Source organism: Glutamicibacter sp. TV12E (assembly GCF_052441935.1).
Lineage (GTDB): Bacteria > Actinomycetota > Actinomycetes > Actinomycetales > Micrococcaceae > Glutamicibacter.
Genome location: NZ_JBQVVF010000001.1, coordinates 399507 through 425600 on the forward strand (window position 1 = coordinate 399507; position 26094 = coordinate 425600).

23 protein-coding genes are annotated in these 26094 nt (G+C 60.0%); 12 read left to right on the forward strand and 11 right to left on the reverse strand.

All coding sequences use genetic code 11. From position 1 onward, the window contains the following. Positions 1–61: 61 nt before the first annotated feature. Both ACT7DV_RS01860 and ACT7DV_RS01865 read right to left on the reverse strand, forming a co-directional pair. Positions 62–1522 carry a TIGR01906 family membrane protein gene (locus ACT7DV_RS01860; protein ID WP_444660648.1) on the reverse strand — a complete coding sequence of 487 codons (1461 nt, stop codon included), beginning with the start codon at positions 1520–1522 and terminating at the stop codon, positions 62–64. A gap of 181 nt (positions 1523–1703) precedes the next feature. Beyond that, a complete protein-coding gene (locus tag ACT7DV_RS01865) occupies positions 1704–2090 on the reverse strand; it encodes a DUF3499 domain-containing protein (protein WP_444660649.1) in 387 nt (128 codons plus the stop codon). Positions 2091–2190: 100 nt separating this feature from the next. Here ACT7DV_RS01865 and ACT7DV_RS01870 point away from each other — a divergent pair, with 100 nt between their 5' ends. Beyond that, positions 2191–2652 (forward strand): metallopeptidase family protein, encoded by a 462-nt coding sequence (locus ACT7DV_RS01870; RefSeq protein WP_444660650.1) that lies wholly within the window; start codon positions 2191–2193, stop codon positions 2650–2652. Here the strand turns inward: ACT7DV_RS01870 and ACT7DV_RS01875 are convergent. Genes ACT7DV_RS01875 through ACT7DV_RS01890 form a run of 4 tightly spaced genes read right to left on the reverse strand, consistent with a single transcriptional unit; the run spans position 2643 to position 10201 of the window. Beyond that, on the reverse strand, positions 2643–3572 hold the full coding sequence (locus ACT7DV_RS01875) for a COX15/CtaA family protein (protein ID WP_444660651.1): 930 nt from the start codon (positions 3570–3572) through the stop codon (positions 2643–2645). The genes ACT7DV_RS01870 and ACT7DV_RS01875 overlap by 10 nt on opposite strands. A gap of 25 nt (positions 3573–3597) precedes the next feature. Further along, positions 3598–6201 carry a DUF5719 family protein gene (locus ACT7DV_RS01880; RefSeq protein WP_444660652.1) on the reverse strand — a complete coding sequence of 868 codons (2604 nt, stop codon included), beginning with the start codon at positions 6199–6201 and terminating at the stop codon, positions 3598–3600. Further along, a complete protein-coding gene (locus tag ACT7DV_RS01885; protein ID WP_444660653.1) occupies positions 6201–9731 on the reverse strand; it encodes a glycosyltransferase in 3531 nt (1176 codons plus the stop codon). The genes ACT7DV_RS01880 and ACT7DV_RS01885 overlap by 1 nt, the downstream gene beginning before the upstream one ends. Beyond that, positions 9677–10201, reverse strand: a complete 525-nt coding sequence (locus ACT7DV_RS01890) for a WhiB family transcriptional regulator (RefSeq protein WP_075972560.1) — start codon at positions 10199–10201, stop codon at positions 9677–9679. Before ACT7DV_RS01890 ends, ACT7DV_RS01885 begins: the two co-directional genes overlap by 55 nt. A gap of 288 nt (positions 10202–10489) precedes the next feature. Here ACT7DV_RS01890 and ACT7DV_RS01895 point away from each other — a divergent pair, with 288 nt between their 5' ends. Next, positions 10490–11218 (forward strand): TIGR03089 family protein, encoded by a 729-nt coding sequence (locus ACT7DV_RS01895; protein ID WP_444660654.1) that lies wholly within the window; start codon positions 10490–10492, stop codon positions 11216–11218. Here the strand turns inward: ACT7DV_RS01895 and ACT7DV_RS01900 are convergent. Continuing rightward, positions 11215–11784 (reverse strand): GtrA family protein, encoded by a 570-nt coding sequence (locus tag ACT7DV_RS01900; RefSeq protein ID WP_444660655.1) that lies wholly within the window; start codon positions 11782–11784, stop codon positions 11215–11217. The two genes, ACT7DV_RS01895 and ACT7DV_RS01900, sit on opposite strands and share 4 nt — an antisense overlap. Before the next feature lie 176 nt (positions 11785–11960). On the opposite strand from ACT7DV_RS01900, the gene ACT7DV_RS01905 reads away from it, so the two are divergent. The 4 genes from ACT7DV_RS01905 to manA all read left to right on the forward strand — a co-directional run bounded on the left by ACT7DV_RS01905 (position 11961) and on the right by manA (position 16658). Further along, positions 11961–13121 carry a 5-(carboxyamino)imidazole ribonucleotide synthase gene (locus ACT7DV_RS01905; protein ID WP_444660656.1) on the forward strand — a complete coding sequence of 387 codons (1161 nt, stop codon included), beginning with the start codon at positions 11961–11963 and terminating at the stop codon, positions 13119–13121. A 76-nt stretch (positions 13122–13197) separates the two neighbouring features. Next, on the forward strand, positions 13198–13728 hold the full coding sequence (gene purE, locus ACT7DV_RS01910; RefSeq protein WP_171918595.1) for a 5-(carboxyamino)imidazole ribonucleotide mutase: 531 nt from the start codon (positions 13198–13200) through the stop codon (positions 13726–13728). A gap of 18 nt (positions 13729–13746) precedes the next feature. Beyond that, positions 13747–15384, forward strand: coding sequence for an LCP family glycopolymer transferase (locus ACT7DV_RS01915; protein ID WP_444660657.1), 1638 nt, complete (start codon positions 13747–13749; stop codon positions 15382–15384). A gap of 65 nt (positions 15385–15449) precedes the next feature. Next, positions 15450–16658 (forward strand): mannose-6-phosphate isomerase, class I, encoded by a 1209-nt coding sequence (gene manA, locus ACT7DV_RS01920; RefSeq protein WP_444660658.1) that lies wholly within the window; start codon positions 15450–15452, stop codon positions 16656–16658. 93 nt (positions 16659–16751) lie between these two features. Here manA and glpX read toward each other — a convergent pair whose 3' ends face one another. Beyond that, positions 16752–17786: a class II fructose-bisphosphatase gene (gene glpX, locus ACT7DV_RS01925; protein WP_060703296.1), complete on the reverse strand. Its 1035-nt coding sequence runs from the start codon at positions 17784–17786 to the stop codon at positions 16752–16754. Positions 17787–17970: 184 nt separating this feature from the next. On the opposite strand from glpX, the gene ACT7DV_RS01930 reads away from it, so the two are divergent. The 3 genes from ACT7DV_RS01930 (at position 17971) to ACT7DV_RS01940 (ending at position 20848) form a co-directional block, all read left to right on the forward strand. After that, on the forward strand, positions 17971–18606 hold the full coding sequence (locus ACT7DV_RS01930; protein ID WP_444660659.1) for a DUF4245 domain-containing protein: 636 nt from the start codon (positions 17971–17973) through the stop codon (positions 18604–18606). Between the two features lie 68 nt (positions 18607–18674). After that, complete coding sequence (locus ACT7DV_RS01935; RefSeq protein ID WP_444660660.1) at positions 18675–19304, forward strand: carbonic anhydrase; 630 nt, start codon at positions 18675–18677, stop codon at positions 19302–19304. A 131-nt stretch (positions 19305–19435) separates the two neighbouring features. After that, positions 19436–20848, forward strand: coding sequence for a class II fumarate hydratase (locus ACT7DV_RS01940; RefSeq protein WP_444660661.1), 1413 nt, complete (start codon positions 19436–19438; stop codon positions 20846–20848). A 148-nt stretch (positions 20849–20996) separates the two neighbouring features. Here the strand turns inward: ACT7DV_RS01940 and ACT7DV_RS01945 are convergent, their stop codons facing one another. Continuing rightward, positions 20997–21566: a GNAT family N-acetyltransferase gene (locus ACT7DV_RS01945; RefSeq protein ID WP_444660662.1), complete on the reverse strand. Its 570-nt coding sequence runs from the start codon at positions 21564–21566 to the stop codon at positions 20997–20999. Between the two features lie 113 nt (positions 21567–21679). On the opposite strand from ACT7DV_RS01945, the gene ACT7DV_RS01950 reads away from it, so the two are divergent. Further along, a complete protein-coding gene (locus ACT7DV_RS01950; RefSeq protein ID WP_444660663.1) occupies positions 21680–22345 on the forward strand; it encodes a TetR/AcrR family transcriptional regulator in 666 nt (221 codons plus the stop codon). A 33-nt stretch (positions 22346–22378) separates the two neighbouring features. After that, positions 22379–24088 (forward strand): MDR family MFS transporter, encoded by a 1710-nt coding sequence (locus ACT7DV_RS01955; RefSeq protein ID WP_444660664.1) that lies wholly within the window; start codon positions 22379–22381, stop codon positions 24086–24088. A gap of 87 nt (positions 24089–24175) precedes the next feature. Here ACT7DV_RS01955 and ACT7DV_RS01960 read toward each other — a convergent pair whose 3' ends face one another. Next, positions 24176–24640 (reverse strand): NUDIX hydrolase, encoded by a 465-nt coding sequence (locus tag ACT7DV_RS01960; protein WP_060700854.1) that lies wholly within the window; start codon positions 24638–24640, stop codon positions 24176–24178. A 4-nt stretch (positions 24641–24644) separates the two neighbouring features. Continuing rightward, positions 24645–25148: a prepilin peptidase gene (locus ACT7DV_RS01965; RefSeq protein WP_444660665.1), complete on the reverse strand. Its 504-nt coding sequence runs from the start codon at positions 25146–25148 to the stop codon at positions 24645–24647. An 83-nt stretch (positions 25149–25231) separates the two neighbouring features. On the opposite strand from ACT7DV_RS01965, the gene ACT7DV_RS01970 reads away from it, so the two are divergent. Then, positions 25232–26011: a hypothetical protein gene (locus tag ACT7DV_RS01970; RefSeq protein WP_444660666.1), complete on the forward strand. Its 780-nt coding sequence runs from the start codon at positions 25232–25234 to the stop codon at positions 26009–26011. Positions 26012–26094: the final 83 nt, after the last annotated feature.

Here is a 26094-nt window from a genome sequence, read left to right on the forward strand (position 1 = left end):
GCCAGTTAAACAGTTCAGGCGCCGCAGATGCGGCGCCTGAATCAGTTTGCTGCGCTTGTGCCTAGTTGCCGATGCCGAAGGCGCGGGCTTCCTGGCGCAGCCGGGAGGACTCGCGGCGGCGTCCGGTCGGCCAGCAGCTGACCAGAACCGCGAGAACAGTTGCCAGCACCAGGGCGGCAATGCCAATGGCGCTATCAACCCAGAATTGCTCGGGGTACAGGCGGATGAGGGTGTCCCTGACGCTGAAGGTCCAAGTTCCTTCGGAGAAGAACAGCGCGTGGAACTGGGTGAAGAAGGTTTCCCACCCCATCAGCGCTGCCACAGCGAGCACCGCAATCATTGCCAGGGTCACGATGGCACCGGAGAACAGGGCCCTGCGCACACCGCCGGCATAGCGCTTGGCGAGGTACCAGACGCCGATGACCAGGATGATTGCCAAGACCACGCCAAGCACGTAGGCGAAGCCAATCAGGTGCTTCACATCGACCATATGCTGCACCTCGCCTTCGGTGAACATGCTCGAACCCGTGGAGAGCTTGAGCCCGGCCAGATACTCTCGTCCGGCAAAGTTGTTCAGGTAGTCCACGCCGTAGCTGCCGTAGGTCAGGCGTTCGGCCTCGGTGAATCCGAAGCTGTCGCTTGGGAATCCGGGGCGTGCGTAGGACAGCGCCAAGAAGGCCGGGGTGGCGATCAGGCGGATGGCAGCGATCAGGGTCAGCAGCGGGAAGACCAGGGCTACTATCACCTGCGCGGTGCGGCCCAGGGGCGGTTTGGAGTTCAAGGCGCGTTCGCGGGCGACACGGCGCTTGACGGCCGCCTCCGAAGGTTCTGGCTCCGGCTCGTAGCTGCCGAAGACGCGATTGCGGGCCTGTGCCACAGCGGCTTTCGTGGTGGGCAGCGATCCAGTTTTCGGAGCGACCGAAACGGGTGGAACCTGCTGGGCGGTGCTCGTGGCCGGTTCCTCTGCCTGAAGCTGCACGCTCGTTGCCGGTGCCGCCGGCTGGCTCTCAGTCTTCTTTTCGGCCTCAAGTTCATGGGGAAGCTTGATAGCGCGAATCACGTCTTCAACTGGCTCTTTGGCCTGCGGCTTGGCCGCTGGCTTCGACACTGCGGGCTTGGCTGGAGCGCTTTTAGCAGCCACGGCTTTCCCCTCCGCCGGCTTTTTCGCGGCGGCAGGAGCTGTTGGCTTGGTTGCGGCAGGCTTCTGCGCCGGCGGGGCCGCGGCTGGCTTGGCAGGCTCTGCTTTCTGGGCTGCAGGCTTGTTGGCTTCGGGCTGCGCAGGAGTCTCGGATTTGCCTGACATGGCCAAGCGAACTGCTTCCTTGCGGGCAGCTTCCCGTGCAACGGTTTCCTTGGCCGCTTCAGCCTGCGCCTGGTTCTTGTGGGCTTCCAAACGCGCTGCCAGCTCCTCGGCCTTTTGGCTCAGGGATGCCTTTGGACTTGGCGCGCCTTCCGGGCCAGCCGATGCGGGCTGGCCCGCATTTCCTTGCCCTCCGGAAGGGTTTTTCGCCGCCTCAGCCATGAGCAGACCTCCTGCAATTCGCGCGATGGTGTGATGTTTTGGGGTAATTGGCAAGCCGCTGAGGGCTCACGCGCCTTCAGCATATCCACCCGAAAGGCTCTTGCGACGGATTACCACACCTAAAACATGTTTCGGCTAAGACACAAGCACGAAGTGCTGGGAAAAGTTCTTCGAACGGAACTTACTGTTCCTTATCCGGCAAAACAGCCAAGCGCACACGAGAGTCAAAGCGCTGGCCGCGGTTTTCGCGAGCGCGCACCGAGTCCACCGGGGACGTTGAGGCGTGCCGCGGCTCGCGGGCCGCCGGCTGCTTGTCGCGCACCGCATCCACCAGCGCGTTCAGTTCGTCTTCGGGCTCCAGCACATCCGGCATGGCTCCGCGAATCAGGTTCCAGCCGCTGGGAACGGTCAGGCGATTGGCGTGCCGCGCGCACAGGTCGTAGCAGTGCGGCTCCGGATAGGTCGCTAGCGGACCCAGTACAGCAGTTGAATCCGCGTATACGTAGGTGAGGGTTGCACGAGCTGCTTCACGGCAAGCTGGGCGAGAACAAAGACGAAGACCTTCCACGGTTCCCATTCTACTCGTGCCATTGGCGCTAACCGGGGATCTAGCGGTGTTTACGGGCCGATGCGCGGCCAGAGGCCATCCAGGGCGATAGGCTGGGATGATGAACTCCAAGGTGCCGAATCAGCCCAGCGGGCCGCGGCGCAATCGCCACGGCCGGGGGCGCCGCGGGCCGTTGCTGCCAATGCATCTTCCTGCCTACCGAGGCAGGCAGGAGCGGTTCGATGACGCAGTGATGGCCAGTGCCCAGCGGCTTTCCGAGCGCTGGCCGCAGAAGATTGAGCTTATCGACTTCTTGATCGAGCCGGTTCCCAGCGACAATCTCATCAACCAGGCCCAGGCCGTTGGCGACCGGATCCCGCTGGCGTCCTCCGTGGCGGCCACCGCCAGCGAGCGGGCAAAAATCATCATTTTCCGCCTGCCCATCGAGCAAATTGCCGACAGCCCTGGCGAGTTGCTGGACCTGGTCCATCAATGCGTGGTCCACGAGGTGTCCCAGCTGTGGGTCAAGCCAATCAGCGAGATTGACCCGTCGTATTTCCCCGACGACCCTGATTACGAGTGAGCCGCGGCGGCGCTGCGCTGCGGTGCATGGCTGGCCAGCAGCAGGCGTATCGCGCCAATCCAGACCAGCGCAGAACCGACCAGGTGGCAGACCACCAGTAGCTCGGGAAGGTGCGTGAGCGCCTGGACGATGCCGATCAGGCCCTGCCCGGCGAAGACCAGCACATACATTTTCGCCTTGCGGGACACGCTGGCTATTTGTTGCTGATTCGCCGTGCGCCACATGACCACCACCGTTGCCAAGGCCAGCACCGCCACCAAGGCGTGGAAAACAGTGATGCCCAGCCAGTCAAAGCCCATGCGCGGCACATCGGCCGAGTCCCCGGCGTGCGGTCCGGAGCCGGTTACGGCGGTGCCTGCGATGACCAATACGGCGTTGGCTGCAAGCATGATGGTGCCAAGGGCCTTGAGCTTGCCGGTGCTGGCCGGATGTTCCCCGGCTATCAGGTTCTGCGTCTTGTCCCAGGTGATGGCCGCGGCCGTGAGCAGCAATGTAGCAGCCAGGAAATGCCCTGCCACCATGAAGGGATTGAGCTTCACCCACACCGTGACCCCGCCGATCACGGCGTTGAGCACCACGAGCCAAAACTGCACCCAAGCCCAGCGGGTAATGGCTGGCACCGGTTCGCGCTGCAGACGAGCGGCAATGATCACCCATCCCACCGCAGCGCAGAGCACCGTGGTGAGCAACCGGTTGGCGAATTCGATGGTCGCATGAATGCCCATCTGCGCCGTGGGTGCCAATGACCCGTCGGTGCAGGCCGGCCAGTCGGGACAGCCCAAGCCCGAACCGGTCACGCGCACGACACCGCCGCCAACGATGATCAGGATGGCGGCGATCATTGCGGTCAGGCTGGCCGCGCGCAAGCTGCGGCGCTCCAGTGAGATTCGGCTGGCGAGCCAGCCGAAGGGGGTAACCATAAAACTATTCCTTGGTGGCGGGAGGCTACCCGCCGATATTCACCACGATGCCGTCGCGACCGGCATTGGCCTGGGGCATGGCAGCCCAGGCAATAGAACGTTCAGAACCCAGGGTCAGCTGACCAATATACGTGTTCGCGTCAGTTGAGAAAATCACAGCCTGCGCGTCATCCGCAACGGTTCTCGGGTCGAAAACTATGCTTGAGCCAGCGTTGATCGCCAGCTTCTTGCCCTTGTTCAGCTTGCCATTTTTGCTCACCACGGTGGCTTCAACGGTGGAGTCGGAATCAACAGCGGCCAAAGCGAATTTTCCAGCTCCATTGGCAGAGAGCGGCATGGCCTGGGTCCCGGCCAACACGTTGGAACTGGCGGCCCATGCGGTATCCGAGGAATCCTTCGGATCGCTGCCGCGGACCATGCGCACCGCTGCGGTCACCGGAGCGTCCGATTCAACCACAATGGTGTAATAGCCGCTCGCGAGCTGCTTCAGGCTCTGCACGTCGGTGGCATTGGAGGATACGGCAAGGTTGTCATCGAAGCTGGCAGCTACTTCGCCGTCCTTGCCGAGAACCTTGACCTTGTAACCGGCTCCGGAAGAACCCGTGGCCGAGACGTGCAGTTGCGGAACCAAAGTGCCATCGTCCTTGCTCAGCGCATCGGAATTTGATTTCTCATCAATCCAAACACCCGGAATCACCTGGGTGTTCGAGGCCGAGGCGTTGGCTGCCACGAGGTCGACACCCGATGGGGTCAGCCCACGCAGGGCAGCCTGCTGCACCGAAGCGGTGATCTTGCCGCCAAGGCTGGTGACCTCGGCAGAGACCGAGTCCATATCCTGGGCGTAGCCGCCAAGAACAAGAGCGCGGCTCTCCCCTGGCGCCAACACGATGCTCTGCAGGGTCGGGGTGTCGATCAGGCCTTCGGGCCCGCGCAGGCGCAAGGAAACCTGGGCCGTGGTATGCGTTGGATTGGCCAGGTTCATCACGCTGGTGGACCCAGTGCTGGTTTGCAGGCCGGTGAACCTCCAGGTTGATGCCGGCGCCTGGCAGGTGCCCGTCGCCAAGCCCGCCAGGTCGCCGTCCTTGGCCTGGTAGCTGCGCAGGGCGCTGCCTTCAGAGGCCAGGCCGCCCAACGGCTGCAGCGAGTACATCTGGGCGTCGTCGACGCCATTGACGGTCGAGACCTTGCTGGTGCGCCCGGTCTGGCCATCATCATCCGATCCGCGGGCTTCAAGCGCCTGGGCTTCTGCGATGCGCTCGGTCAGTGGCCGTTCCGAGGTTCCGTCAAGTTTGGCGAAGGATGATCCCGGGATGCGCTTTGCCAAGTCGGAGACGGCAATGCTGCGCAGGTTGCTGGAGATTTCCTTTCCTCCCGCGGCAAATTGCGGATCTGTACCGTCAACGCCCTTCAGTAATTTCGGGGTGGGCGCGCAGACGCTGCTGGCATCGCCGGCTGGCAGGTTGGTCACCGCGGCCGGCAGGGTCTTTTCGGCAGCCTTCGGGGCAACCAGGGATCCTGCGCCCACTGCAGCGCTGGCGGCAAGCACAGCGGCCAGGCTCAACAGCACTGCACCAGTTTTCTTGCGGGTGGATGCGGTGGCAGCATCCTTGCTGGCAGCAGCTCGCGCCTTGTCCAGCTTTTTGCGGCGTGCATTCACGCTGCCGGCTGCGGATTCGCTGGCAATGCCAGCTTCGGTGGCCTGGGCTTGTTGAGCCTGCTCTTCCTTAGCCGCCTCTGCGGCGCGAATCTTTTCCAGCTTGCGGCGGCGCTTGGCCGCCTTGGCGTTTTCCGGTTCCTGGGCTACTGGCGCAGGTTCCTTCGAAGCAGCCTCCGTCGATGGCGAAGCCGAAGCTGCTGCCGTTCCAGTGTCTGCGGCAGCACCGGTGGCGGCCGATGCCCCTGCTGCAGCTTTTGCAGACGGGCTGTTGCCGGCCGCGTCCTTGCTGCTTTCCGCCGGATTTTGCTTCTCCGGCGCCGCATCCTGTTCGGGCTCGGCCTTATGGGCGGCCTTGGGCTCGTGAGCCGCCGCTGGCGCAGCCGGTGCTGCTGGATCGGTGCTCTTATGGGCCGGATGCGCGCCAGCAGAATTTTGCTGGGCGGATTGGGCCGTCTGGTCTTTTGCTTCCGGCTTGGCTTCGGGTGCACCGGCCGCTGCCGTGGTGGCGTTTGGCTGGCTGTTGCCCGATGGCTCGGATTTCTCTTCGGCTACGGCCTTGCTGCCCTGCTCGGACTGGCCGGTTTTTGCCGAGTCAGCAGTGGCTGGCTCAACTGCCGGTGCCGGCGCGGTCTCAGGTTTGGCAGATGCTGCGGATGTGTTCTTCTTCTGGGCCTTTGCCTCGGCCTTGGCGGCTGATTCCTGCTCAGCTTCCAGGGACTTCTGTTCTTTGGCCGCATTCTTGGCGTCGGCCTTGGCACGCAGTTGCGCTTCCCTGGCTCGTGCTTTCTCGAGCTTGGCGTCAACCTTGGCTTTGGCCTTGGCAGCTTTTTGCTCGGCACGCGAGAGCGCCGCGGATATCTGTTCCTGGGATCCTGCCGCGCCTTGGGAGCTGGCCGCTGGCTTTGGCGCGGGTACCTGTTCGGCCGGCTTGTCAGCAGAATCCGCTGAGTTCACGTTCTTCTCGTCGCTCACTACTTCTTCTCCTGCTCGGCGTCATCGCCCGAAATCCGGTCGTTGAGCTTCGGGGTCAAGTTGTCTCGGATCTCGCTGGCCCGTTCACGGGCTTCGCGTCGGCTCTGTGGAAGCATGCCAGTGGCCGCAGGGGGACTGTGCACTTCGGCCGCGGCGAGAACCTCAGAGGCGTCAGCCAGTGCTTCGTCCTCCGCACGGGGTTCGCGGAACCGGTACTCGCTATTGCGGTAGTTCGCGAAACGCCGCGAGCTTGGCACCGGAATGGCCAACAACACGGTAATCAGCAGGACGACGCAAGCCAAAATCAAGAAAGGCATTGCCATGGCTTCCTTGTGCGACAGCGACAGTTCGCCGCCACCTGCAGGAATCTCGAAGGCTTGTGCCCAGCGTGTCTCCGAATCCTCCGGGTAAGCCACGGAGCGCAGTTGCTCGCCGTTGATGCTTGCCCGCAGTTTCGGATCGGCTGCCGTTGCCAGAACCAGGGTGCGCTCCGAATCAGAAGCCGGGATCTGCACCTTGCTGATCTTGCCGCGGTTGGCAGGAAGCACGGTGACCGCGCCGTCCTCACCGACGATGCGGGCAAAGCCGGTGCCTTCGGCGTCAGCTGAGGTTCCATAGTCCACACGCCAGAGCCATCCGCTGTCGGTTTGTCCCACGGAGGCCAATCCGGTAGCCGAGTCAAGGGCGCGTACGGTTGCTGGAACCGATTCGCCGGTTTCGTTCAACACGATGTAGCCGATGCCCAATTCACGCAGGGACTTGCGGGAATCCAGTGCCGATTCGGAGAGCAGCATGGCTACTGCTTTGCTCTGCACCGATGCGGTAATGGAGCTTTCGTTGCGTTCTGGATCCAGTATGCTTCCCCGAAGCTGCTTGACCTGCGAATAGCGGCTGATGCTATCGAGAGTTTCTCCGGAACCGGAGACCAGCTGGCTATCGATTTCGCCGGAAGACCGCGGACTGAGCACCAGGGTGCGCTCCTGGAATTCCGAACGACCCGCATCCGCTGCTGTAGCCGGCAAGGTGCGCGGCTGCGAGGAGCCAACCTGCTGGGTGTTCACCAGCTTGGCCATGGATTCCGATGCGGCTGCTGGATTCAGCTGAGTCGCCAGGAGCACCGAGCCGGAGGCCAGTACGGCCACCACGCTGAGCGCAGCTGTCAAGGCCAAGGCCAGGCGGGGTGCGCCTGCGCGGACAGCGCGCGGCTTGTCCTCGTGCCGCAATGCGGCCAAAGCGTTCGCGGCGGCTGCGATCAACGCGAAAACCGCAAAGGAAACAAACGGACCGGTGTAGGCGGTGACCGCAGTGTGCGAATCCATGGTGACCGGGACGAAGCCGACAGCCCATCCAGCGGCCACAGCGATCACGGCGCCCCACAGCAGTCGCCGCGAGTTCCGGCGCATGACGGCATTGACGCTGAATGCAGAGCTCAGCGTGCCAAAAACGGCCATGAAAATGACCGGGGCGCCGACCAGCAGGGCCGCCACGAGCGCCCATGGACCGGCGGGCAGGATGTCCCAGCCCACCAGGCCTACGGCCGGGTTAAATGCTTCCGGGAAGCCCAGCAGCATCTGCCACGGCGACGCAGGCGAAAACGCTGTAGCAGCACCGGGCTCGGTGAACAACAGGCGCGGGTCGCCCAGTGCGGCAACCAGCAGCGGAAGGTTCCATACCACAGCTGGCAACGGGATCCACCACAGGCTGCGAGCTCGGCGCAGCGAGGAGAGAGCCAGCGCGTAGACCAGCACGGTTGCGGTCAGGAAGAATGCCATTGAGCCGGCGGAAATCGCCCAGAGCAGCAAGGCAGCCGACGCTGATGCGGTCCATGCGGATACGGACTGCTGATTGGGGGTTTTGGGCTTGGCGCCTTCAACGGCTACCTGAGCGTTGACAGAACGCAAGACGGCCAGCACAAAGACCGGAATAAGGATGTGCACCATGGCTGAGCCAATTCGGCCCGAGGCCAAGGACGAGGCCAGCGAAGGAAGGAACGCCCAAATAAGAGCGGCGAAGAATCGCACGGCGCGCGAACGGCTCACCGCGCCGATCCCCCACCAGGCGGCCAGCGCGGCAAGCGGCATGGCGGCGAGGAACAGGTAGGGCGATGCTTGATTCGCGTGGCCAAAAGTGACCAGCGAGAAGAGCCAGAACAGCACGTCCGAATTATCTGGCGGCGCGCCCGCACCAGTAGAGATGCTTTGCCACCACGACAGCGCATTGGCACCGATTTCCTCGGTGCTCTGCGAGAACGGGCGCAAGGCGCCGCCGGAGAGGGCCGAAGCTCCGAGCACATTGCGCCAGGCAATCAGCGAGGCAGCTGCCGAAAGCAACAGGGCAAGGATCAAGGAGAGCACCGCGGTGGTGCGCGGCGGACGGGCGATGCGGACGAAGTCCGAGAAGTTGTCGCCGCTTGGCTCAACCATGGCGTCGGCGCCGCTGCCGTCGCCATAAACTTCAGTGTCGTCGCGACCGGTATTCAGGTTGCGGCGGTATTCGCGAACTTGGGCCGCCGAGGTCATCAGCTTGCGCACCTGCCGGCGCGGGATCTGGCGAATCTGTGCGACGTTGCGGCGCGAGGCCGCCAGCTTGCCTGGAGTAAACAGGCCACGCAGGACTGCACCGAGGTGGCTGAATCCATGGCCAGGATCCTTGGCGAGCAAGGCCAGCAAGAAGTGGCCAATGCCTCCAAGGAGCAGGCCGACCCACAAGAACGGCAATGCCAGCGGCGAGGCGAACTTCAAGCGCTGGAAAACTTCTGAACGCTTCGCTTCGCGCGGTCCAGCCAGGGTGTCGACAACCTCGACCTGGTGGTACATCTTTGCTGTCGGAACCACTACTACGCGGTGTCCGGCCAGGCGGTTTCGCCAGCACAAATCCACGTCGTCGCCACGGCCCGGAATGGCAGGATCAAATCCGCCGAGGTCCTCGAATACTTCGCGCCGGATGAACATGCCTGCCGAGGAAACGGCAAAGTAATCGCTGCGGCCGTCGTACTGCCCTTGATCGACTTCGTCGATATCGATCATGGTCAGCCGCTGGGCCTTGCGGTCGACGCTCAGGCCAACTTCGGCCAAGTGCCGGGGGTTGTCGATATCCAACAACTTGCATCCGGCGATGGACACGGACTCGGATGCTTCAACGGCACGAGTCAGGTGTTCAAGTGCATCGGGCGCCGGCATGGAGTCATCGTGGATGATCCAAAGCCATTCGTCACGGTCTTGCCGAGCTTCTGGCAGTTGTGAAACGGCCACTTCCAGAGACAGGCCCAAGGACCCTTCCTCGGCTACCAGCAGGGCTGCATTGGAAGGGAGATTAGCTTGGAGTACCTGCAGGGAAGCATCGGAGGAAGAAGCATCGACTCCGACAAATCGTTCAATAGGCCGGGACTGGTTGCGCAGCGCGGCTAAAGTGCGTGGTAAAAAGTCAGCGCCATCGTGCGAGGCAACGATGGCGGTGACGTGAATTGGCGGACGAATTAGATTGCTCGTTTCCGTAGACGGCGACGTTCGCGCTCTGAGAGCCCTCCCCATATGCCGAAGCGCTCATCATTGCTCAAGGCATATTCTAGACATTCAGAACGGACAACACATGCGCCGCAGACACGTTTCGCGTCGCGAGTCGAGCCGCCCTTTTCAGGGAAAAACGCTTCAGGGTCAGTTTGCGCGCACAGCGCGCGGGCCTGCCAGCCCAGTTCGCCTTCATCAACTTCGCCGCCAACACCGAGCCATACTGCCTTGATGGTGTCGCGTACTTCATCGTCCTCATCGAGCTCCGGCGCCCACGAACCAACTGAAGGAATTTCTTCAGCATCCAGTTCCGCGTCGTGCTCTTTAAGATAGTTGTCGGCCGCGGTCTCCAGATCGGCTGCTACTGCAACACGTGCGGACTCACCGGCTTGAGGGTCGACAAACCAGTCAGACGGTGCGTCTTCGAGCCCGTACTGAGCGGACGCAACAGCCGAGGTCGAAAATTCGGAGTACCCCTGCTCCAGATTCGCCATGGTGATGTTGACCTTTCGATTGGTTTGAGTGGATTGGGCCATCTATGGTCCCTACCCATCCGGCAGCATTTATTCCATCAATCTAGAGAATGTGATGAATCCTGCCGGACTCACACTCTAATTACATCCGTGTAACTCCGCTAGAGTCAAGTGGGGAGGTCATTCTAAGAAGACTTCTCAGGAAACTCCCGGCACAACACGCCGTCAAAACAGGCAGATGAGACGGGCGAGTCTTCACTTGCTTGAATTCTCGGTGAATTCTCAGCATCTAATTTCAAAGGACGTTCAATGAGCAGCATTCAACCACAGGGAACTTTCGTGGAGGAACTACTTGCACCGCGACGGGCCTCGGCCTCGCCGTGGCTGACCTGGCATTCACTGAGCGGTGAGCGCATCGAGCTCTCCGGTCGAGTGTTTGACAATTGGGTAGCTAAAAGCGCCAATCTGCTCAGTGATCTTTTTGACCTTGCTGAAGGGTCCACCGTCGTAATCGATCTCGCCCCGCACTGGAAATCCCTGGTGCTCGCTCTGGCAACTCTGCACCATGGAGCTACCCTCGTTGACGCCGAACACGGCGACGCAGCTTATGCCACACTGTGGATCAGCTCCGAACCCAATGATGAACGCATTCCCGCAAGCAGTGAAATCCTCGCCGTGAACCCGGCAGCTCTCGCGCTGTCCTTCGGCTCGGATCTCGGCCCCGTCGCAGAAGACTTTAATGCTTCGGTGCGTTCCTATGGCGACCAGTTCTACCCCTCAGCTGTTGCTTCTTCCGCAACGGCACTGGCCGCCACTGGCGGTTCTGCTATGACGCTCAATGAGCTTTTTGGGAGTTCCGTTCCAGCACGGGGCACCATTCTGGTGCGCGCACAGCAACCGCTGCTGATCCTCCTCCCCTATCTGGTGAGCCAGTGGGCGTCCGGTGATGCAGTGGTTCTTGTGGAAGACGGCGTGGAAGTCACTGAGCGCCTGCGTGAAGGCGAACGCATCAGCTTCGACTATGAGCCTGCCAGCTAGCGCAAGACCTTTGGCGTAGAACCGGTATCGGTTGGACCAGTGGATCCATTCGCAGCCGCACCGATATCGGTTCTAGGCCGTCCGAGAAGTTCGTGATCGTGAGCGAACTCTTCCTCCTGGTCCATTTCCTTGCCAAAGACCCAGAACCGGTAGGCGAAGAAGCGGAATATGGTGCCCAGGATCAAACCGACCACCGAACCGGCGATGAACACCGAGGTCGGGTCGGTCAGGCCCATCCAGTATTTGGTGACCCACACACAGGCTGCGGCAATGCCCAGGCCGATGGCATTCATGATGATGAACATCACCAGCTCGCGCACCACGTTGGCCTGGCGGCGATGGCGGAAGGTCCAATAGCGATTGGCCACCCACGAGAAAATGGTTGCCACGACACCGGCAATAATTTTTGCCTTGACCTGCGAGTCGCTCATTGAGCCATGCAGCAGCCAGACATAGATGCCCGAGTCAATGATGAACGCGACTCCACCAACGACGCCGAACTTCGCAACTTCACGCCAGAACAGCGAGATGAGTCCGGCAATTTTTGATTTGATGCGTTCGAGCAAGGGTCCTCCAGGGAATGAGATTCCCGTCTGGCTAGCAGTAACAGGGCGCACAAAGTACAACTTGAAGCACGCGATCTAGCTATTTTATCGCCAATTTCTGAGGATTGTCCGAATTGTGAGAGTAATCAGACATCTCGCATGCGAATCTGATCCGCGCTTTCGATACCCTAGATAACGTGAGCTTTCCAAAAATTGGCGTGATTGGTGGCGGGCAGCTAGCCCGAATGATGGCCCCTGAGGCCCTGAACCTAGGATTCGAACTTCATATTCTGGCCGAAGGGCCTGAAGTCTCGGCTGCCCGAAGTGTTCCAGACGCACCGGTAGGTGACTACAAGGACCTCGATACCCTGCGCGCTTTTGCCAAGGGCAAGGACGTAGTCACCTTTGACCACGAGCATGTCCCCAACGAATTCTTGACCACGCTGATCAACGAGGGTGTCAATATCCAGCCTCGTCCCGCGGCACTGATCCATGCCCAGGACAAGCTGGTGATGCGCGAGGCCATTGAACGCTTGGGCCTTCCCAACCCGGCCTGGGCCAAGGTGGAGAACGTCGAGGAGCTGATCAGCTTCGGCGAACAGACCGGCTGGCCCATTGTGCTCAAGACCCCGAGGGGCGGCTACGACGGCAAGGGCGTGCGCATGCTCGATAGCATCCAAGATGCCAAAGACGCCGTCGACTGGTTTGCCAACGGCCCATTGCTGGCCGAGGACAAGGTCGATTTTTCCCGTGAGCTCTCCGCCCTGGTGGCGCGCACCCCTTCCGGCGAAGCCAAAGCCTGGCCAGTAGTCCACACCATTCAAGTTGACGGGGTCTGCGACGAAGTGATCGCCCCGGCCCAGGACCTTGACGAGGCCACCGCACGCAGCGCCGCCGAGGCGGCCCTGCGGATCGCCAACGAATTCGGCGTGACCGGCGTCATGGCCGCGGAGCTGTTCGAGACTCCCGGCCAGGGAGCCGGATATGTCATAAATGAATTGGCGATGCGCCCGCACAATACCGGGCACTGGACCATGAATGGTTCGGTCACCAGCCAGTTCGAGCAGCACCTGCGTGCCGTCCTTGATATTCCGCTGGGCGACACCCGCGAGCTGGGTGTCACCGTCATGAAGAACTACCTCGGCGGCGCCAACCAAGACCTCTACTCGGCATTCAGCGCTGCACTGGCCGCGGCCCCCGAGGTCAAGGTGCATGCCTACGGCAAGTCCGTTCGCCCGGGCCGAAAGATCGGGCATGTAAACGTGGTGGCAAATGCCGGGCAAACCGTAGATGAACTTCGCGTGCAGGCAAACAAAGTTGCCGCGCTGATCCGCGACGGCGTCGACGCCAAGAACTAACCTGATATTCCGGCAAGAGCCACTGCGCGCAACGGCGCAGTGGCTCTTGCCTATGACACAACCAAGGAAAAATCTGATGTCTGAAGCACCTCTTGTCGGTCTGGTCATGGGTTCGGATTCCGATTGGCCAGTAATGCGCCTGGCTGCCCAGGCCCTGGCCGAGTTCGGAATTCCATTTGAAGCCGACGTGGTCTCCGCCCACCGGATGCCAACCGAGATGATCGAGTACGGCAAAAAGGCACATGAGCGCGGGCTGCGCGTAATCATTGCTGGAGCCGGCGGCGCGGCCCACCTGCCCGGCATGCTCGCAGCTGTTACTCCGCTGCCTGTCATCGGAGTTCCAGTTCCACTGGCTAAACTTGATGGAATGGATTCCCTGTTGTCCATCGTCCAGATGCCAGCAGGAGTCCCCGTCGCAACGGTTTCCATTGGCGGTGCACGCAACGCAGGCTTGCTCGCGGTGCGCACCCTTGCCGCGGGAACGGATGAGCTTGCACAGTCGTTGCAGGTAAAGTTGCTTCAGTTCGCAGATTCACTGCGCGAGTCAGCCCACGCTAAGGGCGCTGCACTGCGCGATGAAGTAGCCAACGAGAATTTCGCTTCCTAGGGAAAGTCAAACAAGTACATGGGTTCTGCCAGTCACCGCGCACCAAGTCCGTTGCGCCAGCCGGAGACAATTAGCGCTCCGCAACGCAGCAAACGTGCGCTGATCTTGGTTCTTCTGACCATCTTCTTCCCGGGCAGCGCTCAGCTGGTTGCCGGCAATCGAAAGCTCGGAAGGCTTGCGGTCTCCATTACGATGCTGTGCTGGGTCGCCATTCTTGGCATCCTGGCAATCTACTTCATCAACCGGTCGGTCATCCTCGGCTGGGTAGCGCACCCGAACTTCCAGCTGTTCCTGATCATCGTGCTCGGCAGCTTGGCTGTCGGCTGGTTCATCATGTTCATCAATACCCTGGTGATCATTCGGCCCGGAATGCTGGCTCCTGGCATGCGCGCCATCGTTACCGTTTTCACCCTGGCCGCGGTGGTCGCCACCAGTGGCGTGTTCATCTACGGTGCGTCCTTGTTGAACACCGGACGCGAGACCATTGTCTCGGTCTTCGATGAAGGGCCGGCTTTTGACCCGATCGACGGCCGATACAACATCGCGGTATTCGGCGCTGACTCGGGCTCCAACCGAGAGGGTGTGCGCACCGACTCGGTGGCACTGCTTTCGGTCGATGCCAAGACCGGCAAGACCCTGCTGATCTCGGTGCCGCGTAACTTCCAAGGAGCGCGCTTTGCCGATGACTCGCCAATGAAGAAGATTTGGCCCGAAGGCTACAACTGCGGTGACGAGTGCATCTTCAATGCCATTTACCGCAACGCGGCCGACGAGCATGCTGATGCTTTCCCGGCCTCCGTAAAGAATGTTGGCGCGCAGGCCGCCATGGATGCCCTGGAAGGAACTACCGGACTGCCCGTGCAGGGCTACGTCATGGTGGACATGGCAGGATTCGAGCAGTTTGTCGACGCCCTGGGCGGCGTCACCATCAATTCCGGCGGTTGGGTTCCATACAACGGCAAACGCTACCCCAACAGCACCGTGCGCACCCACTGGTTCGCCCCCGGCACTCAGACCTTCAATGGCAAGCATGCCCTGTGGTTTGCCCGCTCGCGCGACTTCACCGACGACTACCACCGCATTAAGCGCCAACAGTGCCTGCAGCAGGCCATCATCAAGCAATTCACTCCTCAGACCATTCTGAAGAACTTCACCGGCATCATGTCCGCTGGAGAGCAGCTGGTGGAGACCAACATTCCTGCCGGCCAGCTCGGCTCCTTCGTCTCCTTGGCCGAGAAGGTCTCTTCACAGCCGATGGCACGCCTGACCTTGGGCGCACCGGACTTTGAGCGAACCTTCTCCACGTACCCGGACTTTGACGAGCTCCAGGAGCGAATCCGCACCCTGATTGCCAAGCAATCGGAGAGCGAGAAGAAGAAGAAGACCGAGAAGTCCGATTCTCCTAAGAAGAGCGAAGATTCTTCCAAGGCTTCCGAGTCCTCCAAGAGCTCGGAAAGTGAAGAAAGCACTGAAGAGAGCGAAGATACCACGGATATCAATAACGCTCCCAAGCTTTCCAACGGCGGAGATCAGGAATTCACCCAGCCTGATGGTAGCCCAATCACCGAGGAGTACTTGGTGCAGTTGGAAATGGCTGGATACGACACCCTCATTTCACAGATCGCCGCTAACAACGACGAATGCTCTGTTCCGTAAACGGTTAAACCCCCCGACCGCGATGCAACCCAATCACTGTTCTTGAAAGGCTATGGTCAAATAACGTGTTCGAGTTGAAAAACGCGATGAGGGATTACCACTGGGGTTCTGATTCTCAGATCTCTGATTTGCTGGATCTGCCTGCGGATATTTCCCCGCAGGCAGAGATGTGGCTTGGCGCCCACCCGGGCTGCCCAAGCCGGCTGGCTGATGAAGACATTGCGCTGAACGACTTCATCGCCCATGACCCGCAGCAAGTACTGGGGGCAACCGTTGCTCAGCGGTTTGGCCGCCTGCCGTACCTGTTCAAGGTGCTCTCGGCGACCCAGCCTCTGTCGATACAGACTCACCCGACGCTCAAGCAGGCCCAGGAGCGTTTTGCCCTGGAAAACTCCAGTGGCAAGCCTCTTGATGCGGCCGACCGCAACTATCGGGATGACAACCACAAGCCAGAGATGCTTTATGCGCTGACTGATTTTGTGGCGTTATCCGGATTCCGACAACCTGCCCAAATCATCAAGGATCTGCGGTTGTTGTCCGCCGGGCTGCCGGAAGACAAGCTGGGCGAGATTGAGACGATCATCCGTTCATTGCAGGGGCAGGATCCACTGGCTGCCGCTTTCAGCCATGTGCTGACCGCCGGGGAACCTGTTGCCCAAACCGTGGAGCTGATCTGCTCGGCCATTGAGTCCTCGGATCAGTTGAAGGCCAACGTCCACTTTGCCGAGCTGGTGTCGATCAACAAGATCTACCCTTCGGATCCTGGCGTGCTGGTCGCACTGCTGCTGAATCTGGTGTTCTTGGAGCCAGGCCAGGCCATCAGCCTGGGCGCTGGAAATGTTCATGCCTATTTGCGTGGACTAGGAATCGAAGTCATGGCCAACTCGGATAACGTTCTGCGAGGTGGGTTGACCAGCAAGCATATCGATGTTCCCGAACTTCTGGATGTCACCATCAGCCAGCCCTCCCCTGCACCGATCCTTGCACCGGTTGCGCTGGGCTCGCACGACCGCCTGTACAAGCCGGACTTCGAAGAGTTCCAGCTGCAGGTGCTGGATCCGCAGGCTGCAGGCCTGGCTTCCGAACTTCAGCTGCACGGTGCTGGAGTGGTCTTGTGCACCGCGGGCGAGTTCTTGATCAAAACCCAAGAAGGCCAGCGAAGCATCAAGCGCGGACAGTCCCTCTTCATTACCGCCGCTGAGCTACCCGCGACAGCGACATTGCAGGGAAATACAGCTGGCCAGCTCTTTGCCGCCAGCGCACAGATCGATTAAAGCAGTCTGCTTGTTGGACCGAATCCAGCTCCAATACTCCGATGGCCATGAACCTTGAAAAGGTTCATGGCCATCGGAGTATGCTCGAAAGATTTAGCGGGTGTAGGCTTCCCACTTATCCTGGTGGTGCTCGCCTTCAACGAAGCGGATGGTTCCGGACTTCGCGCGCATCACGATCGACTGCGTGCTGATGCGGTTGCCCTTGTAACGTACGCCGCGCAGCAGGTCGCCATCGGTGATGCCGGTCGCTGCGAAGTAGCAGTTATCGGAGGTCACCAGATCGTTGGTGGTCAATACGCGGTCCAGCTGGTGGCCAGCGTCCAGTGCCTTCTGTTTTTCGTCGTCATCAGTTGGCCACAAGCGCCCCTGGATGACGCCGCCCAGCGCCTTGATGGCGCAGGCGGTCACGATGCCCTCCGGCGTGCCACCGATACCCATCAGCGCGTCAACGCCAGTACCTTCACGAGTTGCGGCGATGGCGCCGGCGACGTCGCCGTCCATGATCAGCTTGGTACGAGCACCAGCGGCACGGATTTCCTCGATCAGTCCGGCATGGCGCGGACGGTCCAAGATAGTCACGGTGATCTGGCTCAGCTTCTTGCCCTTGGCCTTGGCGATCAAGTGCAGGTTCTGCTTCACCGGCAAACGCAGGTCAACTAGGTCAGCGGCTTCTGGGCCGGTGACCAGCTTTTCCATGTAGAAAACAGCCGAGGGATCAAACATGGATCCGCGGTCAGCCACTGCCAATACGGACAGCGCATTGTTCAAGCCGAGGGCTGTCAAGCGGGTTCCGTCGATCGGGTCAACAGCTACGTCGCATTCGGCACCGGTGCCGTTGCCGACTTGCTCGCCGTTGAAGAGCATTGGGGCTTCATCTTTTTCACCCTCACCGATGACAACAACGCCATTGAAGTTGACGGTGGAGAGCAGACCTCGCATAGCATCTACTGCAGCGCCGTCGGCCGCGTTCTTGTCACCGAATCCAACCCATGGCGTGGACGCGATGGCGGCAGCTTCAGTAGCGCGCACCAGTTCCAGTGCTAAGTTGCGGTCCGGCTCCGAGTCGGTTACCGACAGTCGCGAGGAAAGGTGGGCATAATTGTTCTTTTCGGTCACGAAAGATCCCATCACTGAGTCGTAGTCATTGCGCCTATGCAAACATATTCATTCTATCTCTTTAGAATTTGCAGTGACAGTTCGTGTCGCCAAGGCTTTCAAATCCCAACGTGGGGTTGGGCACGCTAGTTCCGATTACACAGAATCTTCGGGGAGAATAGAAGACGTGCAACTTGAGAACAACAGTGGGAACACCATGCCTGTGAACGAGCCGTCGGATCAGTCGGCACCGGAGCCTCGTCGCGATTTGAATGATCCTGAGGCGACCTTTGAGGACCTGCCATTCAAGCCGCAGCTCACCGAGAAGCAGGCCAAGCGTGCCAACCAGACTTTTAAGGGCATGGTGCTCTCGGTTGGCTTCACCCTCGCTGTTGTTATTCCGCTGGTTTTGCTCAACCCGGCTCCGAAAGATGAAGCATTCGAGAGCAAGGTGAACTTGCAGCAGACCGCGGAGCAAACCGAACAAATTGCAGGTTTCGAGGTCTTCGCGCCAAGCCTGGGCGATGGACAGTATGCCAACTTCGCCCGCTGGCAGGCCAATACCGCTCAGGGTGTCCCCTACTGGGAATTTGGCATCGTGGCCAAGAACAAGGATTTTGTCTGGGTACGCCAGGCCGCTGAAGCAAACGCCACGTGGATCGCCTTGACTACCGATACCGCCGTTCCGACCGGCACCAGGACCATTGGTGGCTGGGAATGGGAAGTCCGGGTGAAGGATGGAACCACGTATTTGATTTCGGAGCGAAAAGACTCAACGCTGATCCTCTCCACGGACACTTCCGAGCAGCAGCTTGAGGATGTGGCCGAGCTGGCAGAATCCACGCTTAGCTAGTCAGTGTTGTGACTTCACCCTGACCGCAAATATTCGATATTCGAACATCTTCCCGTAGACTTTGGCTTATGCGATCTGAATCAACCACTCATTCCTTGTCCCCCAAAGAGGCTTGGGAGAAGCTTAGCGCCGGCAACCTGCGTTTCGTCAATGAAGAAACCGAACACCCTAATCAGGACAGTGCCCGGCGCCAGTCGCTGATTTCAGGACAAGAGCCGTTTGCGGTGATCTTCGGTTGCTCAGATTCCCGGCTCGCAGCAGAAATCATCTTCGACGTCGGCCTGGGCGACATGTTCGTGGTGCGCACCGCCGGCCACGTGATCGACCCGGCCAGCCTCGGTTCGCTGGAGTTCGCGGTCGACGAGCTCAACGTGCCTTTGATTGTCATTCTGGGCCACAATTCTTGCGGCGCAGTCACGAGCGCCATCAAGGTCAAGGAGTCCGGGGATATGCCCAAGGGCTTCGTGAGGGATCTGGTCGAGCACATCACTCCATCGGTGCTGGCCGCCGAGCGCAAGGGCATCACCGATGTCAACGGCACGGTCGTTGAGCACGTAAAGCAAACCACGGACCGCCTTGTGGATCTGTCCACCATCATCGCGCACGCTATCGAAGAGGGCCGCACAGCCGTAGCTGGCGTGGCCTACCACCTCGACGATGGCCGGGCGCAGCTCGTCTCAAGCTTGGGCCTGGACTAGGCACCATCCGCACTGCAGTAATTGCCTTGCAGCGCGGGTTTTATTCCCGTATCGGCGCAGCGTCACCAGCGGTTGTGATGTTTGCTTCAGAGTCCTGTCCTTCCATTGCATTCGAGGCGTAATCTGGGCGCATGACTAACAGTGACGATTTCCGCATTGAACATGACACCATGGGTGAAGTCCGAGTTCCAGCTCAGGCTTTGTATCGCGCACAAACTCAGCGTGCGGTCGAGAACTTTCCAATCTCAGGCAAAACGCTGGAGTCATCGCATATCAAGGCCCTCGCCCAGGTGAAAAAGGCCGCAGCCCAGGCAAACCTCGCATTGGGTGTGCTGGATGCCGAGCGCGCCGGGGCTATCACCGATGCGGCCGAAGAGGTGGCCAGCGGAAAGTACGACGAGCACTTCCCCATCGACGTTTTCCAGACCGGTTCGGGAACCAGCTCAAATATGAATACCAATGAGGTCCTTGCCGAATTGGCTACCCGCGCTTTGAAGGCAAAACAGAGCGCCACCGAAGTTCACCCCAATGACCACGTGAACGCTTCGCAGTCCTCCAATGACGTATTCCCTACTTCGGTCCACGTGGCTGCCACCGGCGCCCTGATCAATAACCTGGTCCCTGCCTTGGGCCAGCTGGCCACCGCACTGGAAGCAAAATCGACCGAATTCAAGGATGTCGTCAAGTCCGGCCGCACCCACCTGATGGATGCCACCCCGGTCACCTTGGGACAGGAGTTCGGCGGTTATGCTGCACAGGTGCGCTACGGCATCGAGCGAGTCGAGGCAGCTCTGCCACGAGTTGCCGAAGTCCCGCTGGGCGGCACCGCAGTTGGCACCGGCATCAACACTCCTGAAGGCTTCCCGCAGAAGGTGATCGAGTTCCTTCGCGAGGACACCGGCCTGCCTATTACCGAAGCACGCAATCATTTTGAAGCCCAGGCCAACCGCGATGGCCTTGTCGAGGCGTCGGCTGCGCTGCGGACCATCGCCATATCGCTCATCAAAATCGCCAACGACTTGCGTTGGATGGGCTCTGGCCCGAACACCGGCTTGGGCGAAATCTCCATTCCTGATCTGCAGCCAGGCTCTTCGATCATGCCTGGCAAGGTCAACCCGGTGATCTCCGAAGCGACTATCCAGGTTGCCGCCCAGGTCATCGGCAACGACACCACCATAGCGTGGGCAGGTACCAATGGAGCCTTTGAATTGAACGTGGGCATCCCGGTCATGGCCTCGAATTTGCTTGAATCAATTCGATTGCTGTCCAATACGGCCACCGTGATGGCAGAGAAGATGATCGATGGAATCAAGGCCAACGTTGAACGCGCCCGCTTCCTCGCCGAGGCATCGCCATCCATCGTCACCCCGTTGAACAAGTTGATCGGCTACGAGAACGCTGCCAAGATTGCCAAGAAAGCCGTTGCCGAAGGACTGACCGTCCGCGAGGCCACCATCGCGCTGGGATTCGTCGAGCGCGGCGAAGTCACCGAAGCCCAGCTTGATGAACTGCTTGACGTCTCCACCATGGTGGGCAAGCACTAGAGCCTTCATAACCCACGCAGCGACCCCTTGCCATCCCGATCAATGATCACCGAAGGCAAGGGGTCGTCGCTATTTCGGGACTGCAAGCATCCGGGCCACCAAAGAAACCGAACAGCTCGCATCGGATAGCAGTTGCATGAAGCGCCAATTAAACCAGCGTGATCCAGTAGCGGCGCACATTGTCGAGTGAACCGAATATCGGACCAACCTCGCTTTGCGGCTTAATGCTTTCAAGCACACCGCCGCATGATTCGATAGTGCGAGCGGATCCGATGTTGGAGTCGTTGCACGTGATCAGGACTTTTGGCAGCCCCAGGCCCCGCGCCTGGTGCAGCGATCCGGCGAGCGCCAGCTTGGCCAGGCCTCTCCGTCGCGCGCTGGGTCGGATGCCGTAGCCTATATGGCCGCCGACCTCCGCCAGATAGCCGTTGCCAAGATCATGCCTCAGGCTCACGGCGCCTAAGTACTTGCCGTTTTCCACTACCCAGAGCGTGCTTTGCGAAACGAAGCCTGGCTCTGGCGTGAATTCTGGTCTTGCCAGGTCATTGAGAAGTTTCACCCAGCGCTCAAAATCCTTGGGGTCAGCCAAGTCCCAACCGTATTTATCGGCGAAGAACATCGAGGCGCCGTCTTGTTCTGCGCCGTTCCATTCTGCGGTGCTCTGCATAAATGATTGGTGCAGGTCAGCGGTTGGTTCACGGAGGACTATCTGGCTCATGTGGACAGCCTAGTACAGATGCCCGTCCAGCATTCCGCTCAGGCTCGGCAGTGGTGGAATGCCGCAGATCACTTAAGTTGCACCCTTGAATCCATAGTGCAATACTGCACTATATGAAAGATAGTGCAAAAGATGCAATGGGGGTGCCCACCGAGGCACCGACGTTGAGCGGACGCATGCAAAAAACCCGGACTTCCATCACTCGCCATTGCCGCGAGCTAACGGCCGAGTTGGGCTTCAACGGTTTCACCATTGAACAGGTGTGCGAACGGGTGGGCATCTCCCGGAGAACTTTCTTCAACTACTTCCCCAGCAAAATCGACGCTGTCTTCGGGCACGACTCGGACGCTATGCCAGAAGGCGTCATCGAGCGTTTCATGGCGGCTCGGCCTGAGGGCATCACCGGGATTTCCCCCACCCTTCTGGCAGACTTGGTGGATATGGTCATTGAACGGCTGAGTTTTGATGAAACCGAAATCGTGAGCACCCATGGGTTCTTCTCCGTGGCACACCGCGAACCGGAACTCCTTCAGCACATGGTCCAGGCCGGACCCAGGAAAGACGCGGAGTTCCGTGAACTCATTGCATCGCGCGAAGGAGTCGATCCGCAGGATCCACTGCTCTCAAGCCTTTTGCACATTCTCAGGCACACCACTCTCCAAGCCATCGAGGCTTATGTCGAAGGTTCTGGGAAACGCTCGCTCACCGAGGAATTCCTGGAACTGATGGGCCGGATCCAAAACATCATGGGCCAGCCCCTGAGACGCAGCAACGACTAAATAATTCCTTCAACACCTCTCGCAAGGATTGCAATGACCGCAACTACCGGTTCCCGGAAAACCCCGGGCGATGCACCCCTGGTACTGACCCAGCGGCGCATCTGGATCATCTTCTCCGCCTTGATCGCAGGAATGCTCCTGTCATCACTGGACCAAACCATCGTCTCCACTGCCATGCCAACCATTGTCGGCAAGCTCGGCGGCGTTGAGCACCAGGCCTGGATCACCACGGCCTACCTTTTGGCCACCACCATCGTGATGCCCATCTATGGCAAGTTTGGCGATGTCCTCGGACGCCGCAACCTGTTCATGATTGCCATCGCGTTGTTCACCTTGGCCTCTGTCGGCGCCGCCTTCTCCACCACCTTCTGGATGTTCGTGGTCTTCCGCGCCATCCAGGGCCTGGGTGGCGGCGGCTTGATGATCCTCTCGCAGGCCATCATCGCCGACATCGTCCCGGCTTCCGAGCGCGGCAAGTACATGGGGCCCCTGGGCGGCATCTTCGGTTTGTCCGCTGTCGCCGGCCCGCTGCTCGGTGGATTCTTCGTTGACCACATGACCTGGGAATGGGCGTTCTACATCAACATCCCAGTTGGTATTGCCGCTTTTGCCATCGCATGGTTCGCGCTGACCCTGCCAAACAAGAAGGCAGAAAAGAAGATCGACATCCTGGGTGTGCTGTTGCTGTCGATTGCCACAACCTGCCTGATCTTCTTCACCGACTTCGGCGGCTCCGCCGCTCACGGCTGGGGAGCTCTGGAAACTTGGGCCTGGGGTGCCGGTCTGGTGATCGCCGCTTCGCTGTTCATCCTGGCCGAGGCCAGGGCCGAAGACCCGATCATCCCGCTGAGCCTGTTCAAGAACAAGGTCTTCATCAACGCCACCGCCATCGGTTTCACCCTGGGCATCGGAATGTTCTCCGCGATCGCTTTCGTGCCAACCTTCCTGCAGATGTCCTCGGGCACCTCAGCCGCCGTTTCCGGCCTGCTTATGGTTCCAATGATGGTCGGCATGATGGGTACTTCCATTTACTCGGGCATGGCGATCTCCAAGTCCGGACGCTACAAGGGCTACCCGATCGCCGGAACCATCGTCACCGTTGCCGCCATGCTGGCATTCACCACCCTGACCGCGCAGACCCCGCTGTGGCTGATCTGCGCCTACCTGTTTGTCCTCGGCGCCGGCATGGGCTTGATCATGCAGGTTGTCGTCCTGGTAGTTCAAAACGCTGTTGGACCAGAGATGGTCGGCACCGCCACCTCCACCAACAACTACTTCCGTGAAGTCGGTGCATCGCTGGGTGTGGCCATCTTCGGCGCCTTGTTCACCAACCGCCTCTCCGAGAAGCTCCTGGATGTCTTCTCCGGCGCTGGAGCCAGCGCTGCTGATGCCGGCCAGGCGGCATCCACCTTGGATCCGCAGACGCTGTCATCACTGCCGGATGCTTTGCGTGATGGCATCGTGGACGCCTACGCCAGCTCCTTGGCGCCGGTGTTCTGGTACCTGATTCCGTTCCTGGTAGTGGCGTTCGCACTGGCCTTGTTCCTCAAGCAGGTTCCGCTCTCCGACACCGCAGGCATGGTTGCCCGCGGCGAGGCCATCGGCGGAGAGGAAGCAATAGCTTTCGAAGAAGCCCAGCGCGCCCAGCAGGCTGCGCCTGCGGAGAATGCAATGGAGCCCGCGGGCAACGTTTTAATCGCTGAGCGCCCAAGCGACAAGAGCACCCCGCCGGAAGCCAAGTAGGGTTTCGGCAGCCACTAATTCTATTGGCTCAAGAGCATCGGGGTGCGGACCAGCTGGTCCGCACCCCGATGCTCTTTCCATTTTCAATTAGGCGAAGTAGCCACCTGGACGGGGTTCCAGCGCCCATGACAAAGCTCGTTCATGCAAGGGCGGCAGCTTCGGACGGTCCTGCAGATCAAAGTAGCCGACTTCGAGATTTTCGTCATCGTTAATCCTCGCCTGCCCGGAAAGGTGCCGGGCCTTGAAGACGATGTCGAGATATTGGGCATGGTCCCCATTGGGATAAACGGTTGGCGCGGTCACTCCCACCCCCACCAAATCGGTGACTTCGCAGGACACCCCGGTCTCTTCCTGGACCTCGCGCTGGGCAGTATGCGATGGCTCTTCTCCCGGATCGATGATGCCGGCAGGCAAAGTCCACAGTCCGTTATCGGCACGGCGCACCAGTAGCACTCGATCACCGTGGAATACAACAACTTTTACCCCGGAGAGCCACAGCATCTCATGCCCTATATGTGTTCGCAGCTTGGTTATGAATTCCGGAGTTGCCATAAATTCATCGTGCCACAAGCAGCACCGCAAATGCCCCAATGACCATGAATGGCCCAAAAGGCACAGCCGACTTCAAAGTCAGCTTGCGCACGATCACTCCCCCGATCACCCAGAATGTGGCCAAGACAAAAGTCAATAACGAGGCAAGAAACAGCGCAGGCAGAGAATAGTAACCAAGATTTAGGCCAAGGACACCGGCCAGCTTTACATCGCCCATTCCCATGGCCCCAGCCGAAATCAGGCTGATCAGCAAATATCCGCCACCGAGGAGCAGCATCCCCAGGGACCCTTGCAGGATTCCCGGCAGGCCACCACTGCTGGTGCCCAAGCAAATCACCAGGGCCAGGCTGGCCAGGAGCCACGAGCCCACAAGCCGATTCGGCAGTCGATGGTTGGCGATGTCGGCCTTGGACAGCAGAACACCGAAAACACCAAAGCACAGCAATTGGAGCGCCACCAGGGCACCCTCGACCGGCCCTTCTTGGGCAACGCTCCATATCTGCGACATGTATAGAGCATAGGCATCTTCCCATTGCCATGGGATGGACAGCTCGCCCTTGTGAATAATTCAGGCACTTATACAATTAGATTATGGACGTGCCCTCAGCTCCGTTGTACTTCCCCGGCTCCCCTGAGCCGGATTCCACCGCGCGGCGAAGATTTCGCGCCTTGGCTCGGTCCGCGCCTTGGCTGAGCACGTCGCTCAAAGTTGAAATCGACATTCCCGATGAGCTGGGCGATCCCGGGCGTGGCCTGACCGGTACAGTGACTGCCAAAATTCGACAGCGCGAAGGAATCGCCGTGCATAATGCCGCGGGCGGGCTGGTCTTCCAGAAAGAGACTTTCACCGCCCAGCGCAGTCGTGGCTATGTCGCCGCCACCAATGCGTCATGGAAGTTGCCATCAGCGCTGATCACACCGGTTTATACGTCGGATCATCTAGTGCTCCGCCGCCCGGAAATCGCAGGATTTGATGGGTTGCTGCCGCTGGAATACTGGGTGGCGGTTTTGGATCCGGTGGAAATTGCAGGTACTGAGCCCGCAGCGCAGGACTTGGCCTTTGACCATCCCACCTATATCCATGAACTCAGCGAGATCATGCATGAGGGACGTCCAGCCTTAGCAGCGGTGCTCAGTTCCGGGCACACGTATCAAGCCGCCCTTGCCGATTTCGCGTTGGTTCCCGCTGGCACGCGCACGCTGCTGGTTTTGGATCTGGGCACCGGCGTTTGCCTTCTGCGCCAGAGACTTTCAGGCCCTGCTCCAGCCGCACCTGATCTGCGACTTCGGATTCTGGCCCAGGATGAGTATTACATCAATTCGCACTTCCAGAAGGTTCATTGGCTTGATCAGCCGATAGTGCGCTCGTAGCCCTCTTTCCATTGGTTCCGCACGCAGTTCCGGCTCCCGTGTCGCTGGTGGTTGATCACCCGCGCCACGAGAGCCGGCGCATG

Bases quoted from the DNA above. Each gene is read 5' to 3' on its own strand.
- ACT7DV_RS01860 (WP_444660648.1), bottom strand. From the start codon at position 1,522: ATGGCTGAGGCGGCGAAAAACCCTTCCGGAGGGCAAGGAAATGCGGGC.
- ACT7DV_RS01870 (WP_444660650.1), top strand. From the start codon at position 2,191: ATGAACTCCAAGGTGCCGAATCAGCCCAGCGGGCCGCGGCGCAATCGC.
- ACT7DV_RS01875 (WP_444660651.1), bottom strand. From the start codon at position 3,572: ATGGTTACCCCCTTCGGCTGGCTCGCCAGCCGAATCTCACTGGAGCGC.
- ACT7DV_RS01885 (WP_444660653.1), bottom strand. From the start codon at position 9,731: ATGGGGAGGGCTCTCAGAGCGCGAACGTCGCCGTCTACGGAAACGAGC.
- ACT7DV_RS01890 (WP_075972560.1), bottom strand. From the start codon at position 10,201: ATGGCGAATCTGGAGCAGGGGTACTCCGAATTTTCGACCTCGGCTGTT.
- ACT7DV_RS01895 (WP_444660654.1), top strand. From the start codon at position 10,490: ATGAGCAGCATTCAACCACAGGGAACTTTCGTGGAGGAACTACTTGCA.
- purE (WP_171918595.1), top strand. From the start codon at position 13,198: ATGTCTGAAGCACCTCTTGTCGGTCTGGTCATGGGTTCGGATTCCGAT.
- ACT7DV_RS01915 (WP_444660657.1), top strand. From the start codon at position 13,747: ATGGGTTCTGCCAGTCACCGCGCACCAAGTCCGTTGCGCCAGCCGGAG.
- glpX (WP_060703296.1), bottom strand. From the start codon at position 17,786: ATGGGATCTTTCGTGACCGAAAAGAACAATTATGCCCACCTTTCCTCG.
- ACT7DV_RS01930 (WP_444660659.1), top strand. From the start codon at position 17,971: ATGCCTGTGAACGAGCCGTCGGATCAGTCGGCACCGGAGCCTCGTCGC.
- ACT7DV_RS01935 (WP_444660660.1), top strand. From the start codon at position 18,675: ATGCGATCTGAATCAACCACTCATTCCTTGTCCCCCAAAGAGGCTTGG.
- ACT7DV_RS01940 (WP_444660661.1), top strand. From the start codon at position 19,436: ATGACTAACAGTGACGATTTCCGCATTGAACATGACACCATGGGTGAA.
- ACT7DV_RS01945 (WP_444660662.1), bottom strand. From the start codon at position 21,566: ATGAGCCAGATAGTCCTCCGTGAACCAACCGCTGACCTGCACCAATCA.
- ACT7DV_RS01950 (WP_444660663.1), top strand. From the start codon at position 21,680: ATGAAAGATAGTGCAAAAGATGCAATGGGGGTGCCCACCGAGGCACCG.
- ACT7DV_RS01955 (WP_444660664.1), top strand. From the start codon at position 22,379: ATGACCGCAACTACCGGTTCCCGGAAAACCCCGGGCGATGCACCCCTG.
- ACT7DV_RS01960 (WP_060700854.1), bottom strand. From the start codon at position 24,640: ATGGCAACTCCGGAATTCATAACCAAGCTGCGAACACATATAGGGCAT.
- ACT7DV_RS01965 (WP_444660665.1), bottom strand. From the start codon at position 25,148: ATGTCGCAGATATGGAGCGTTGCCCAAGAAGGGCCGGTCGAGGGTGCC.
- ACT7DV_RS01970 (WP_444660666.1), top strand. From the start codon at position 25,232: ATGGACGTGCCCTCAGCTCCGTTGTACTTCCCCGGCTCCCCTGAGCCG.